Source organism: Glutamicibacter ardleyensis (genome assembly GCF_014644555.1).
GTDB classification, from domain to species: domain Bacteria; phylum Actinomycetota; class Actinomycetes; order Actinomycetales; family Micrococcaceae; genus Glutamicibacter; species Glutamicibacter bergerei.
Window position 1 is genome coordinate 90524 of sequence record NZ_BMKX01000003.1, and the last position, 12927, is coordinate 103450.

Sequence of the window (12927 nt, forward strand, 5' to 3'; positions counted from 1 at the left end):
GGCCCCGCCACTACCGTTAGGAATACCAATGACACCAGAGCAGATTTCAGCCACGCGCCGACTGGTTGGCCTTACCGCTGATCAATTGGGCGCGAAGCTGAGTATCAACCCGCGCACGATTCGCGGCTGGGAATCCGGCAAATACTCCCCCGGCCCCGGCGCAACCGAGGCGCTGCATGACGTTCGCGCCGCGCATGACCTGGACTTTCAATCTTGCCTAGAAGTCGCTCAGCGTGGCGATAGCGTCTCCCTGCCCGGTGGCGACGAAGACCTCCCCGCTAGCTGGTGGCTCGCAATAGCGGCGCGCATTATCGACCGAATCCCAGATGCCCGCATGGACTGGGAAAAGTAACTCTTTGGCAAACTGTCGCCCGCCCTCGTTATACTCGTATCAAAACCTTTTGGAGGAAGTCTTGTCTCGTGCAACAAAGCGCGTCATTGGCAACGTCTCAGTTCTTACCGTGCTCGTTGCGTTGGTCGCTGTGCTCGTATTCTCTGCGATGAGTCCAACGTTTTTGAAGAACGACGCGAAACTAACCGCCGAAGCAAACGCCGGGACACCCATCGTTCAAGCGATGAGCACGCCGAAGCCTACGCCCACTAAGGCCGTAGACCCAGCTCAAGCATGGGCTGATGACCAAATGATTTCTCTTTTGAACGGCAATTCAAAATCATCGTTTGACGATTTCAACCCAGAAATTGCGCACCACTATATTGAATCTTGGAGCCAGCCGAAACCGGGCGTGCTCGCAATTACAGTCAAAGATAAGAACTGGTCTAAGTGTGACCTTGATTCTCTCGGAATGAACGTTTTGGATACTGCTGGTTGGGATAATCCTGGTCTGGTTCAAGTTGTAGTTTCCAGTGAGAGCGGAAGTCTCGTTAGGGAAAGCCTCACGAATGAGGAAAATAAGAATCGAAAGTCCGCTATCCCTGATAGCTGCGCATAGCCTAACTTAAACGCGTAAAGCGAGGCACCCGAATAACTTAGGAGATTACCCGTGAAACGTCTTGCCCCGCTCGCTCTTATTGCCGCACTCGCGCTCACTGGGTGCGTTTCTACTGAGCCGTCCGCAGAGAGCACGCCAGCGCCAACTGTGAAGCCCGTAAAGGAGACTGCCAGCGCTGATATTGCCGCGCTCAAAAGCGAGGCTATCAAAGCTGGGCGGCCAGAATCAGCATGGGATAAAAACTGTGCCGCTTGGGAATTGCCGTCCAATAACGGAGAGAACCAAGCTTGGGCAAACAAGCTTGGCACTGCTTGGCTCGCCGCGCACAACAACGCCGGATGCCCCGACGCTATCACCTGGCCGAGCTACTACGTAGAGTCCTGGGGTAGCTCCAAAACCGGGGAGCTCACAATCTATGCCGAAGATACAGAATCTACCGAATGGGTAAGTATCGCTCAGGATGTCATGTGCAAGGTATCCAAAGATTCGACTGTAGAGAATGTTCGCGTACTCACGGTTTCCGGTGATGCTAGGGCTCATTGGGGCAGAGCTGAAATGAAAAAAACAGACGTTTGTTAAATGCGAAAATTCCGGCACTCACTATTGTGAATGCCGGAATTTTCTTTAGATGCTAGATGAAAACGCCGTTGCTAACAGAGTAGCGACCGTCAGAGTAACGCTTGCCAATGCGTCGCTTGTTGAGCATCTTCTGTAGCTGTTCATAGCGGCGACGGCTTGCTGGAATGGTGGCCGAGCTACCGAATCCCCAAACAGCAGCGGCCTTGGAGAATTCATTCCAAGTAGACGTGCCTGCTGCGCCGTCGATCTTGAACTTAGATGCAGGGTAGTAACCGCAGTTGCGTAGCCACTGCTGCATTGCTTTCTGAGACATCTCGCCCCAGCCACCGTCCACAATTCCCTTATAGGTGCCAGCAAGCTTCAAATACCGCTGAAACTGCTTCTTCGTCTCGGTGCCAAATTCTGCATCGATGCGGAGGATCACGCCGTCATACGTCCAAACAACTGTTCTTGCCATGATTGTTGCTCTTTTCTGCCCGTTTTTGGGCGTAGAAAAACCCCGTCACCGTTTGGTGCGGGGCTGGTTTATTAGGGGCTGCTAGTTGCCCTTGGCCACGGAATCGAAGTCTGTGGAATCCGTGGTGCTCTTGTTACCGCCTGTCGCCTGGTACTTAGTTACGGCAGGTCGATACTTGGTCACAGTGGTGATCTCATCAATTTGATCCATGCTGAAATCATCGGATTCAGCGGTGGCATCAGGGGCTTTACCCGCGGTGAAGTCCGCGTTGCCGACACTGGTTGCCAGCGACAGCACAGCGGACAAGACAGCCACGCCCAAAGCCGCTGTGAGCGCACCAGACCATGGCACTTCCCAAGCGGATACGACTGCGCCAATCGATGCCAGTAAAGTGGCAACGAATGACTGGATGAAGGTTTTCGCTGCACGTTCGGCAGCGCCCTTCCAGAATGAAATGGTGAGCATTTGACCCTCCTAGAGTCCTAGTTTCTTTTGGGTGATTGATCCGGCTTTACCGTCTTGCACTAGCCCGGTTCGGCGCTGGAAGTCTTTTACGTTCTCGGTGGTCTGCGCACCGTAGTAGCCGTCTACGCCCTGCTTGGTGTAGCCCTGCTTCTGCAAGGCGCGCTGGATGGCTTTGACTTCCTCAAACTTGGTTTGAGTAACCGCGCCCCAATTGCCGTCCTGCACAAGGCCGTGTTGCTTCTGGAACGCCTTGGTTGCACTCTTGAGCATTGGCCCGTTCACGCCGTCCGGGTAGCCAGCTTTCAAGCCCATAGCATTCAAGGCTTTGGCAATGGCGATGTAGTCACCCTTGTCATTGCCACCGGTCGATGGCTTCGGGGCGCTCGGCTTAGGCTTCGGCTTCGGTTTGGACTGCACAGGGGTGACGTTGCCAGTCTTAGCCGGCGCAGAACCGGGCTTGATGCCGAACTTTTTGAATGCCAGCTGCGGGTCATAGTCGGAGTTCGGATTACGCCAGTCAGCCCAGAACTCTAGGTGCAGGTGGGGTGCAGTCTGGTTGCCGGACTTGTCGTTGTAACCGAGCAGATCGCCAGCTTCCACCTTGTCGCCAACCTTGAGAGACGCGAGCGGCTTCATATGGTTGTAGCCGTTACCCTCGCCGTCTGGGTTGCTGATCAGCCCGCCGTTGCCAGTGCGCCCTGGTGCCCATGTTGAAGTCTTGCCACCGTTCTTTGCAGTGCGGTGAATCTTGCGCACGGTGCCAGCAAACGCGGCATAAACGGGCATGCCAGTCTGGCCGGGCTTAGGTGGCGCAATGTCCATACCCTTGTGCCCGCGGTAGCCACCACTGTCACCATGATTCTGAGTAAGTCGCCCATCGAACGGGCTTACCATCGTGCTCATATTTACTGCTCCATCTGTGAGTGAAAGGAATTCTTGCCACCGTCCAGCAAGGCGCATCTTGGCTGGGCAGTCTTTGCCTGACCAGTCGGCGTGCTGCTTGATAGCGGAACGGTTCAGGTTGTGCTTCTCGCGTAGGTCACGAACAACCTGCGCGGCCCGTTTGAAAGCGGTGTCATAGTCGCCGTCAGCGTTCACGCAAATCTCTACTGCGATCGAATCCGCTGCCGCGGGGCCGGCATGCCAGCACTTCGCGGTGTCCGGGTAAGAGCGGATCGCTTGAACGTCATCGACTTGGATATGCCAAGATGCTTGACGCGCTCCCCCAGAGCTCTGCAAATTTGCGTGCGCCTGCGCATTGGCTCGGATCTTCTCATTCGCCGTTTCGTGCACGGTGATTGATGTGCACTTGTTGATGCCGTCGTAAATCATGTCCGTACTCTTAACCAGCTGCTCTTTCACGGGGCCACCTCTCAAAGGGCATAAAAAATAGCCCCAACCAAATGGTCAGAGCTACGGGATAATTGGTTTATTCAGTTGGAGGCTCAGGCGGTTGTTGACGCTTCTTGCCGTAATACTGATCGTGCAAATCCTGAATTAGTGGAGACCATTTTTCCGTGTCGGAAATATGCTGATCCAGCTTCCTAGCAGTATCTTCCTGCTCCGCATCCTTGGTCTTGCTTATCTGGATATGCTGATCAAGCTTCTCGACAGTCTCAGCAACTTTCCCGGCAGTCTTCTTACCTTGCTCTTCCGACCGACGTAAAGCATCATTCATCGAACCGCCATGATTCGGTGTGACCTCATGGTGAATGGTGGATACGCGTTTTTCCATTGCGTCGAGCTTGCCAGTGTTCTCTTTCAACTCCTTGGTCATCACGTCCATTCGAACACCAATGCCCGGTGTGTCCGCGTCGCCAACCAGAGTATTGACGAGGCTCACGAACTTACTGAGGAATTTCCAGTTCTTGCCAATCGACTTCACCGTTACGTATCCAAGAAAAACTATGAGAGCGATTGTAAAAAGTCGCTCAGGTTGCAAAATGTCATTGACCCATCCGGGCATCGTTACCTCTCAAAATCATTCGTCTAGTCGCTTCGTGTGTGCAGGTAGCTCTCCACCTTCGAACGTTTCGTACATGCGCACGTCCTCTTGGGATAGCTGCCACAGTGCGATACCGGCCAGCCCGTACTCGTTCATGGCACGTCCACGCCAGTGGTTGATCGTCGTAGCATCAGTAAAATAGACGATGCTCGATCCGTCTCGATCCATGACGTGCACACGGCCAAGCCACAAATCATGATCTAGCGGACGCACTCTAACCGGTGTATTCACGCCGGTAATGATTGGTACGTCTTTCCAGTGCTCATAGATCCAGTCTTGAGAAATGATGGCTTCTCGCGTTGTGCGTTCTTCAACATCAGCATTGGTACGGAACCGGTTCTGCGAATCCCATGTGACACCTGTTCGAGGAATACGCCCCATGACTTGTTTTTGCCCGTTGATTTCCACTTCAATGGCTTCACGCGGTTGGTACCAGATACCGTCGCCAAGGTAGCAGTGATCAATCCACACGGTGCCGGTGCTGACATATTCAGTCGGGCCTCCTGGCGGTGTCGTGGATGCTTCGAGGCGTAGCGGTGTGTTCGTTTCGGCGTTGGAGAAGTAGACTCGTGCTGATCCGTCACGGACACGCAACGCGAGTACGCACCGGCCAGCTTGCGCGGCGGCTCCGACTCGTTGCGCACCAACGTTCATTGACTTGAGCACGGTTGTTCCGCGCATGAGCCTTAGTAGACCGTTGTTGTCAAGGTCTGCGGTGATGCCTTGCGAGTTGATGGCGAATCGGCCACCGGTTGCGAATTGGAATCGTGCCAGCGCGTAGAGGCTTTGCTTGCCGAAGTCGTTCGCGTAGCGGAGTGTTCCAGCGCCGCGGTACTGCTTATACGATGAAGTGACTTGCTGGAATGCCCATGCGCCAGTTGGCTGCGTGTAAACCGCGTTCAACTGCTGCGTGCTAGTCGCATAGTCATCAATGATCGTTGCGGCGATTGGTTCGCGCTGAATCATTTCCGTCGTGAACGTGTACCCCTTCTTAGGAGATACAACGTCACCGTTAGACGCGATGACCGGTGCCGCGTTCATCTGATATTCAATGAATGAGTCTCTGACCGAGTTATCCGCAACGCTCCACTGCGGAACACCTGCGGGTAGCCCGTAACGCACCACGTAATCGCGGTTCGCAAATACTCCGGCCACTACCCCTGCTGAGTCTTCCCACATGTCCGGTTCTTTCCAGTCGTAGACGTCTAGGAATCCCCAGAGTGATTGACTGGATGAGTCACGGTAGGCCACCCATCCAATGGCGTGATGAGATCCGCTATCTGACCATGGGCGCGCACCTGTGAAGTACTGCCATGCGCTGTAGTAGGTGCCGGATATGCCGCGGCGGGTTGCGCCCCATGTTTCGGGGTAGTCGTGGATTGACCAGAAGTATGCGTAGAGGGGTAGGCCCATGCTGATTTTGGATGGCGTGATTTGCGAGGTTGCCCAGGCGTAGACTTCCTCTAGCCAGAAGCCTGGCGATACTGGGCCGGGTGCGGATCCTGACCAAGCGAAGTCGTAGGACATGACGGATACGTGATCCATGAGTTCGCCTAGTTGCTTGTACCGTACCCAGTCTTCGCCACCGACTGATCCGGTTGCGGTGAGTGCGGGGAGCGCGGCTGAAACTTTTTTACCGCGTCCGTGGGCGAGGTCTGCCACCTGTTTGAACAATGCTTCTGCGGGCACAGCGTTGGATGCTGCGCCACCTTGCTCAAGGTCAATGTCAATGCCGTGCAGCCAAGGGTACTGCGTGAGTACGTCGCCTAGGTCGGCAATGAGTTTGGTTCGTGCTGTGGAGCTGGCCAGCAGTGCGGAGAAGATTGAGGCGTAGCCGTCGTTTCGGAAGGCGAGCCAGAATCGGAGGTGAGGCCACTTTGCGCGGTATTCATCGAGCAGTGAGGGGTCGAAGGTTTGGGTGAGTGCTCCGTTTTCGTCTACTCGCCAGCCGAAGATTGAAACGTCTGTGAGTCGGTCACCGTAGTTCAGGAGTACGAGCCGGACGCGTTCTGTCCATGTGAGTCCTACCCAGACCCACACGTTTGCGTTGGTAGCCATTATTTCCTTTCGTTCCACGATGCTCGGAGGTGTAGCCGTCCGTTGGCGTACGCTTCGAGGTTTAGGTCTGAGCGTGGTGTGATGACGGGTATTTTTCCCCAGCCGTGTGTGGCTGTGTTGTTTACGCCGTCTGCTGTTGCTGAGCCGTTGAGGTGTCCGTATCGGTAGGAGCCGATTCGGGTTTCGCCTTTGGCGTTTTGTACGGTGAGTTTTGCGGGTGCGGGTTGGTCTCCGTTGGATAGGAGCACGAGGGTCATCCGGTTGTTCACTACGCCGTTGCGGTATTGGGCCCGGTCGATTGTGGTGCCGACTTCTGCGGGGTTGGGTACGATGCCGGTTGCTTGCTCTCCGGCTTGAAGTTGTACGTCTGTGACGAGTACGGCGGCGCTCGTTGGTACGTCGGTAGCAACGATCCTGAGCTTGATCGATAGGACTCGTTTATCAACGTATATCGGTTGCTGTAGGCGCAAATTGACCTCCTAGAACGGCAATCCTCGCGGGGTCATTCCGGTGACGATTAGCTCGCCTTTTCGATCCCACAGGGGCAACCCGGCCATTGTGTTGGACGAATAGCTTATGAGTCGGCTTGTGCGGTTCACGTAGCAGTATGCGGCCCCGACCGGCATGTAAATCGGCAAGGGTAGGTTTTGCGGTGGCAATAGCGCTAGCGGGATACCCGCCATGAATTGATTGCTTGTTGCGTCATCCCCGACGAGTCGCATTGACCAGAAAAGTAGGTTCGGCAAGGCCGAGACTCCGCATGTCTGCGAACCTGCCGAGCGCCAACCGTTGACTAGGTATTCGCGTAGGTCGAACCACGGATTGTTGTCTGGGTAAGCCGTGTTCAAAAGTGCTAGCTCGGTCACGATGCCCTCCGTAGGTAGGTGGATTCCACCACGTAGTTACTCAGGCTCCCGTTGGTGAGCGTCGCATAATCCCCGGTGATGGAGAAGATTTGTGTTCGCCCGTCCGTTCGCATCCAAAACGCTATATCGCCGGGCGCGGCGGCATATGCCCCAAAAACTCGGTCACCAGCCGGGATGATTTCGTCTGGCAACTCGCTCGTGATGAAGCGGTTAGTGCCTTGCCGGGTGCGTAGGTAGATGCTGATTTCGTTGCCGTCGATCTTCGCCATGAAAGGAAAATCTTTGGGGTCAGCCGCCCAGTTATTGAGCACCAAACTTGATAGGTCATACCAAGGGTTTTGCTCTGGGTAAGGCATCGGCATTTTCGGGAAGTCGTAAATACTGCTCATGCTGGTTTCCTCACCCATTGCACTTTGCCAATAATCCAGTCACCGGCAACTAGTTTCCGTGGCGACGCTGTATCGACTGCGAGGGAACCGGAAGGGCCAACGACTGCGAAGACAGGCTCACCCGATAGCGCGCAAAGTCCACGCTCGGCCGAGGCTGGCGCATCCTCAGGTGCGATAGTTCCAACTGGCATAAGCAGGGTTGAAGACGTGGGCGAAACCGCGTCAGCCGCGAAATGCAAGGTGACCTTGTTCGGTTCAACTTCAAGGAAAGTGCGAATACCGGGGCCACGCGCTGCAATACCGGCCACGAACTTATCTGCCAGCGGGTCAATGCGAACCTTATCCGGGTAGCGAACCAAACTCATGATGCCCTCCTAGCCACGATGAAAACCGCGTTGAACTCTGTCCTGTCGCGCAAGCTCCCGACAGTCGTGCGGAACCATATGCGCCCGTCGGTCATCATGAAAACTTGCTGCTGAGCAACGTCCGGCGTATTAGCCATAGGCCGAAACTCCGCTGGTAACCCAATGAAGATATTCCCGTTATCGGTTACCACCTGCGACGGATTCACTCGAATGTTTATCGTCACCAGGTTCTCGGTTGCCTGAGCCCAGCAAGCGCCATACCCAATCTCCTGCACGCCAGGCGCAAGCAACGATCTAAGTTGATAGACCGGCTTCGCATCAGGATAAGGAACCGGCATGAGCGGAAGATCGATAGCCACAATCACACCGCCTTTCGTGCGTAGGAAACTTGCATCACGAAGTTGGATAGGTTGCCGTCGAGTAAAGCCATGCCGGGCGCGTAGAACGTTAGTCGCCCCTCGGCGCTAAGCAACGCCCCGACCGCGCCGACAACGCCCGGCGTGAACGCTTCGATGACCAATTGACCGGGCGGCCAAAACTCTTCGGGCAACTGCTCGGCTAGAACCGCTTGCGCGCCGCGTGCCGTACGCAAATGGATATGCGCCGTGTTCCCGTCCAGTAGCCCGCGGAAGTGCCAAGCTGCCGAACTCATTTGCCACGTATCGCCAATATGCCCACGCAAGTCCAGCCAAGGCCGGTTATCTGGGTACGGCTGAGGTAGCGCCACTAGCTCGGTCATCACGCCACCTTTCGAGGGTAGCTACCTGAAAAGAAAAGTTGCTGCCCCTGATATTGGGCAATCATCTGCGATTCGGTAAGCCCTAAAGAAAAGTTCGACATGACTATCTGACCGCCGCCCCAAATCTCCACGATGCAAGACGGGCCTTTCATGATTAGCGCTGTCAATCCCTGAGAACCGTTCGGCATCAAGTGCCCTGGCAGATAGCCGCCAATGCGAGCCGAACCGATATTTACTCGCCCAAATATACTGACAGTATTTGCCTCGGCGAACGCTTGAATCGAAAGCCCGGCAAGGTTGACGTTCCAGTCGTTCGTCAAGGTGCTGGCAAGGTTCTCCCACGCGGGTAAGTCCGGGTACGGCTGATTCGGGATAAGAGTCATGGCTTACTCCTAGCTGCAGTCAGGTTGAGGAACACCATGCCGTAATCGGCCAGCGTGATTCCTTGTGACCGCCACACCGGCAAAGCAATCCAGCCAGACGTTCCAAACTCCACACCGTGCGGGTCACTCTTCGCGCCAAGGTTGAACCATGCCGTAGCTTTCGCATTCGCTGCCACTCGAAAAGATTTATGCATAGACCGAAAAAGATAAACAAAATCCGGGTCAACGAACGTGCGATCAATCGCTATATGGAACGAATAATGAACAAAATTCCCATCAGCACAAGCAATCACCGACTGATCCGCATAAGGCGTAAGGCCACCCGCTAAATACTGCGATACGTCATACCAAGGATTCTTCGACGGATAAGGCTGCCGAGTAGCAACCGGCAAATCAATCACTACTGACTCCGTTCCGACTTTGTTCCAAGCTTCGGACGCGTCAAACCAATACGGCCAGTCGCGCCCGCCGCCTTGCCAACCAGCACGAATGCCGGACGCGCCGCCCTGCTCGCGGGAAGAATGAAATCGTGCTCCACCCGGTAAGACCAATCCGGCCAAGCCGTCAACGAAAGCTCAGCATTCGAACCCGTCACCGTCGCACCATTCATATAATCCACACGCGGACGCAACGAACCAACACCCGCCAAGCCCTGCGTAAAGACCTGCATAGACCAACCATAAGGACGCGCAGCAGTAGCCAAAGCCGCATCAAACGGGAACCAAAAACCAACATCCCCAGCACCCGGCAACGAAGCAACATCAACCCAAGAAATCCAACCAAAATCAGAATCCCAAGAAGTCGTGACAAACGGATTATTACCCGACGAATCACCACGCCACACCTGAGCAGGAGCCATAATCCGATTCAAATACGACTGCTGCTGATCAACCTGCAACTGCAACTCATCAATACGATCATTCATCTCATCAGCCCCCTCCGGTGGAACAATCCCAGCCGACCACGGCAACTCAGCCACATGCGGCAACCAACCAGACACCGCCGAACCCGGCTGAAACAACACATCAGTAACCTCAACGTTCGACGCAGCATGCTGATTACGCGACTGAATACGAAGCTTCACCTTCGCCGCACGACCACCCAAACGGACAACACCGCGCATCGAACCTCCTAGGTCAACTCAATGTCGATAGTCTCCGAAGAACCATCCTCGTAAGTAACCTCAACCTGAGCCACAACATCAGGCACCCAACCATCCGGGCCAGTGCTTGAAAGATCAAACGACAACGCATAAGCAGTGCGATTATCCGGATGAATTGTCTGCTCAATCCAACGCTCCCCCGCACCACTAAACGACACCGCATAATCACCAGTCACACCACCCTCAACGACCTGCCCGCCCAAACTAGCCCAATGAGCAAGCCCATTATCAAACCGACCATTCAACAGCAGGTTATAAGGCACCAGGTCAAACGTAGTCACACCGGAACCAGTATCGAGCGTGCCCGAATCAATCGAGCCGTCCGCACCAACCTCACGCAAAATCGCTGCCAAAGTAATCTGCGAATCCCACGGACTCACAACGTCGTACTCCATCCGGACAATGCGCTGCCGGTCAGAAATACCAACCTCTTCATCAACCACAGTCACAAAGTCAGCCACATCGAACCGGTCAATCGGATTGCCAGTCTTAGCCGACAAATCATTGACCGTGACCTCATACGAATAAGCTGGCTTAGCACGCTCAGCAATGAGATCCTGTCCGCGCTCCATCATCGTGAATGGCGACGTACCAGCCGGGAAATCATAGGTAGCAACTTTTACATCAGACGAAAAGCTGAAATCCTCAAGGTACGGTTTGCCATCGTTTAAGTTCGCTATCGTCAGACCGTCAGCGTTCTTCACATAAAGGCGAGTCACTAACGCTGTAGTGTCCTCAACACGCTTGGACTGAGACAGCCCCTTGCCGTAGAAGAACGCCACCCCGTTATCGTGCCCAGCCTGAACAACAAGACTCACGCGCTTACCCGGATTATCAAACACCAGATCGCCGCCGTGATGCTCCTGCACCACACGCAGAAGCTCCAATGGATTCAACTCATCAGTCTCATAAGTGCGCAACGCAGTCACGTTCACCACGCCAACAGTCCAGCCCGTATTCTTGAGCGCCAAAGTCATCACGTCGCCCGCGTTGACTTGCTTCCATTCCTTCTTAGCAACCTTTGCCTTAGTCGCCAGGTCATAGAATTCGGCTTCCGCATAAACAGCCAGCTCAACAATGCCGTCACTGCCACGCTCTTTCTCAATGCGCCGTGTACGGTACTTTTCGCCGGCCACCTGAATGAAACGCTCGGACTTGATCAACGCAGCATGCTTATGGTTCGCGTCAATGGTCAGCTCGAACTTCTCTTCACCATTGACTTCCTTAGTAATGACCGCCTCAAGAGGATCGATCAGCACCGATTCCGGCAGTGTCGCACCCCAAAGAATGATCGGGCTGTGCGGGTATTCCGGCGCGTCGCCAGCATCCCACACGCGAGCATTCACCGTGACATTGAACGAACGCGCCACCGACCGGTCAAGCTCATCAATCAACGTCACCGTCACCGGGGCAACACCAGTATTGAAACCTGCCGCCACCGACATGGTGTTACCCACGATGCTCACCGTCACCATTGATGGTGCGCTCACCGCCCAGCGAGGCGCACCAAAGTTAGTGAAAGTCAGTGGCACATTCGCAATGTCGCCCTGCTCCATACTGATATTCGAAATAGCACCAAGCGTTGGCGGCGGTTCGGTTGGAACCGTGACCGTCGCACCACTAAACGTCTGATTCGCACCCAACGGAACAGTCCAGCGAAGAATGCCATTCAACTGCGCCGGGAGTGCGCCAGTGCTCCACGACAAGCCCTCATTAGTTGACCAGTACGGAGTCGAACCAGCAGGCATACCCTGAACAATCGGCTGAGCGTTCCAGTTCACCCGCTCAGCCCCAGTAGACAAAGTACGTTCAGAGTTAGCGCGAATACTCGATTCAGTCAGCGTGAAGTGATCAGCGTTGCCAGTGATCTGACCGTCCGACCACAACCCCAAAGCCATCTGATCAACGAACTTCGCCAAATCAAAAGACGCGCCAGGATGAGCAACAATCGCCTCATCAAAAACGCCCGTAGTCCACACGTTGCCAGACGGCAAAGCGAAAACGTCAAGATTCGCAGTCGAGGCCGGGTTAGGCGCACCAGTCAAATTCCTGACCGGCCCAACCCAAGAGCGTTTGCCCGCCAACTCGACGCTGAACATGCGCGAAGTCTGCGCCGTCATATCGAGCAGCTGGCCAACGAACTGCCAGCCCGAAGTCTGCACCCAAGGATGATCCTCATACTGGTCAAGCACCGAAGCGCCAGCAGCGTTATAAACCTGATGACGCAACCGACCAGTCGAAGTCGTAGCAATGTACGCCAAGGGCGACGAACCACCGCGGGTAGACATGAGCGGCGAATGCGCCATCACGTAATTCTGGCGAACCCACAAGCCCATGAGCAGTTTGCCCGAAGACGGCCACAAACCCGCGAAGTTGAGCAGCTGGAAGCCACCCTTGTCCGTCGCCGGATTCACGCTATTGAGGCCCATCTGCAAACCCCACTGGCCCGCAACATACCCATCGTTCGCGCCACCAGTAATGCGCTGCCACCGACGAGTAGTAGTTACCG

At 55.0% G+C, this 12927-nt stretch carries 18 protein-coding genes; 3 read left to right on the plus strand and 15 right to left on the minus strand.

Annotated elements, in window-relative coordinates; all coding sequences use genetic code 11:
* Window positions 1-28 precede the first annotated feature (28 nt).
* The 3 genes from IEX04_RS08215 (at window position 29) to IEX04_RS08225 (ending at window position 1529) form a co-directional block, all read left to right on the plus strand.
* A complete protein-coding gene (locus IEX04_RS08215; protein WP_188684989.1) occupies window positions 29-352 on the plus strand; it encodes a helix-turn-helix domain-containing protein in 324 nt (107 codons plus the stop codon).
* 163 nt (window positions 353-515) lie between these two features.
* Window positions 516-950 carry a hypothetical protein gene (locus IEX04_RS08220; RefSeq protein WP_229677069.1) on the plus strand — a complete coding sequence of 145 codons (435 nt, stop codon included), beginning with the start codon at window positions 516-518 and terminating at the stop codon, window positions 948-950.
* A gap of 51 nt (window positions 951-1001) precedes the next feature.
* Window positions 1002-1529, plus strand: coding sequence for a hypothetical protein (locus IEX04_RS08225; protein ID WP_188684991.1), 528 nt, complete (start codon window positions 1002-1004; stop codon window positions 1527-1529).
* A 52-nt stretch (window positions 1530-1581) separates the two neighbouring features.
* Here IEX04_RS08225 and IEX04_RS08230 read toward each other — a convergent pair whose 3' ends face one another.
* From IEX04_RS08230 to IEX04_RS08300, 15 genes are all read right to left on the minus strand, one after another.
* Entirely contained in the window at window positions 1582-1986 is a 405-nt protein-coding gene (locus IEX04_RS08230) for a hypothetical protein (protein ID WP_096256948.1), read from the minus strand.
* Between the two features lie 81 nt (window positions 1987-2067).
* Window positions 2068-2451: a holin gene (locus IEX04_RS08235; protein WP_188684993.1), complete on the minus strand. Its 384-nt coding sequence runs from the start codon at window positions 2449-2451 to the stop codon at window positions 2068-2070.
* Between the two features lie 9 nt (window positions 2452-2460).
* Window positions 2461-3813 carry a peptidoglycan-binding protein gene (locus IEX04_RS08240; protein ID WP_188685001.1) on the minus strand — a complete coding sequence of 451 codons (1353 nt, stop codon included), beginning with the start codon at window positions 3811-3813 and terminating at the stop codon, window positions 2461-2463.
* Window positions 3814-3880: 67 nt separating this feature from the next.
* Complete coding sequence (locus IEX04_RS08245) at window positions 3881-4336, minus strand: hypothetical protein (protein ID WP_188685004.1); 456 nt, start codon at window positions 4334-4336, stop codon at window positions 3881-3883.
* A gap of 96 nt (window positions 4337-4432) precedes the next feature.
* Complete coding sequence (locus tag IEX04_RS08250; protein WP_188685006.1) at window positions 4433-6514, minus strand: glycosyl hydrolase family 18 protein; 2082 nt, start codon at window positions 6512-6514, stop codon at window positions 4433-4435.
* Complete coding sequence (locus IEX04_RS08255) at window positions 6514-6984, minus strand: hypothetical protein (protein ID WP_188685007.1); 471 nt, start codon at window positions 6982-6984, stop codon at window positions 6514-6516. The genes IEX04_RS08250 and IEX04_RS08255 overlap by 1 nt, the downstream gene beginning before the upstream one ends.
* 9 nt (window positions 6985-6993) lie before the next feature.
* Window positions 6994-7380, minus strand: a complete 387-nt coding sequence (locus tag IEX04_RS08260) for a hypothetical protein (protein WP_188685009.1) — start codon at window positions 7378-7380, stop codon at window positions 6994-6996.
* Window positions 7377-7769: a hypothetical protein gene (locus IEX04_RS08265; protein ID WP_188685011.1), complete on the minus strand. Its 393-nt coding sequence runs from the start codon at window positions 7767-7769 to the stop codon at window positions 7377-7379. Before IEX04_RS08265 ends, IEX04_RS08260 begins: the two co-directional genes overlap by 4 nt.
* Window positions 7766-8134: a hypothetical protein gene (locus IEX04_RS08270; protein ID WP_188685013.1), complete on the minus strand. Its 369-nt coding sequence runs from the start codon at window positions 8132-8134 to the stop codon at window positions 7766-7768. Before IEX04_RS08270 ends, IEX04_RS08265 begins: the two co-directional genes overlap by 4 nt.
* Window positions 8131-8493: a hypothetical protein gene (locus IEX04_RS08275; RefSeq protein ID WP_188685015.1), complete on the minus strand. Its 363-nt coding sequence runs from the start codon at window positions 8491-8493 to the stop codon at window positions 8131-8133. The genes IEX04_RS08270 and IEX04_RS08275 overlap by 4 nt, the downstream gene beginning before the upstream one ends.
* 2 nt (window positions 8494-8495) lie before the next feature.
* Window positions 8496-8873 carry a hypothetical protein gene (locus IEX04_RS08280; RefSeq protein WP_188685017.1) on the minus strand — a complete coding sequence of 126 codons (378 nt, stop codon included), beginning with the start codon at window positions 8871-8873 and terminating at the stop codon, window positions 8496-8498.
* Window positions 8873-9256, minus strand: coding sequence for a hypothetical protein (locus tag IEX04_RS08285; RefSeq protein WP_188685019.1), 384 nt, complete (start codon window positions 9254-9256; stop codon window positions 8873-8875). Before IEX04_RS08285 ends, IEX04_RS08280 begins: the two co-directional genes overlap by 1 nt.
* On the minus strand, window positions 9253-9657 hold the full coding sequence (locus tag IEX04_RS08290; protein ID WP_188685021.1) for a hypothetical protein: 405 nt from the start codon (window positions 9655-9657) through the stop codon (window positions 9253-9255). Before IEX04_RS08290 ends, IEX04_RS08285 begins: the two co-directional genes overlap by 4 nt.
* The gene (locus tag IEX04_RS08295) at window positions 9657-10379 is read right to left on the minus strand and encodes a hypothetical protein (protein WP_188685023.1); all 723 of its coding nucleotides are present in this window, start codon (window positions 10377-10379) and stop codon (window positions 9657-9659) included. Before IEX04_RS08295 ends, IEX04_RS08290 begins: the two co-directional genes overlap by 1 nt.
* Window positions 10380-10387: 8 nt before the next feature.
* The gene (locus IEX04_RS08300) at window positions 10388-12580 is read right to left on the minus strand and encodes a phage tail protein (RefSeq protein ID WP_188685025.1); all 2193 of its coding nucleotides are present in this window, start codon (window positions 12578-12580) and stop codon (window positions 10388-10390) included.
* Window positions 12581-12927: the final 347 nt, after the last annotated feature.

What these genes read in the sequence shown, in the direction of transcription:
- IEX04_RS08215 (WP_188684989.1), top strand. Translation starts at nt 29, where the DNA reads ATGACACCAGAGCAGATTTCAGCCACGCGCCGACTGGTTGGCCTTACC.
- IEX04_RS08235 (WP_188684993.1), bottom strand. Translation starts at nt 2,451, where the DNA reads ATGCTCACCATTTCATTCTGGAAGGGCGCTGCCGAACGTGCAGCGAAA.
- IEX04_RS08280 (WP_188685017.1), bottom strand. Translation starts at nt 8,873, where the DNA reads ATGACCGAGCTAGTGGCGCTACCTCAGCCGTACCCAGATAACCGGCCT.
- IEX04_RS08270 (WP_188685013.1), bottom strand. Translation starts at nt 8,134, where the DNA reads ATGAGTTTGGTTCGCTACCCGGATAAGGTTCGCATTGACCCGCTGGCA.
- IEX04_RS08230 (WP_096256948.1), bottom strand. Translation starts at nt 1,986, where the DNA reads ATGGCAAGAACAGTTGTTTGGACGTATGACGGCGTGATCCTCCGCATC.
- IEX04_RS08285 (WP_188685019.1), bottom strand. Translation starts at nt 9,256, where the DNA reads ATGACTCTTATCCCGAATCAGCCGTACCCGGACTTACCCGCGTGGGAG.
- IEX04_RS08265 (WP_188685011.1), bottom strand. Translation starts at nt 7,769, where the DNA reads ATGAGCAGTATTTACGACTTCCCGAAAATGCCGATGCCTTACCCAGAG.
- IEX04_RS08250 (WP_188685006.1), bottom strand. Translation starts at nt 6,514, where the DNA reads ATGGCTACCAACGCAAACGTGTGGGTCTGGGTAGGACTCACATGGACA.
- IEX04_RS08295 (WP_188685023.1), bottom strand. Translation starts at nt 10,379, where the DNA reads ATGCGCGGTGTTGTCCGTTTGGGTGGTCGTGCGGCGAAGGTGAAGCTT.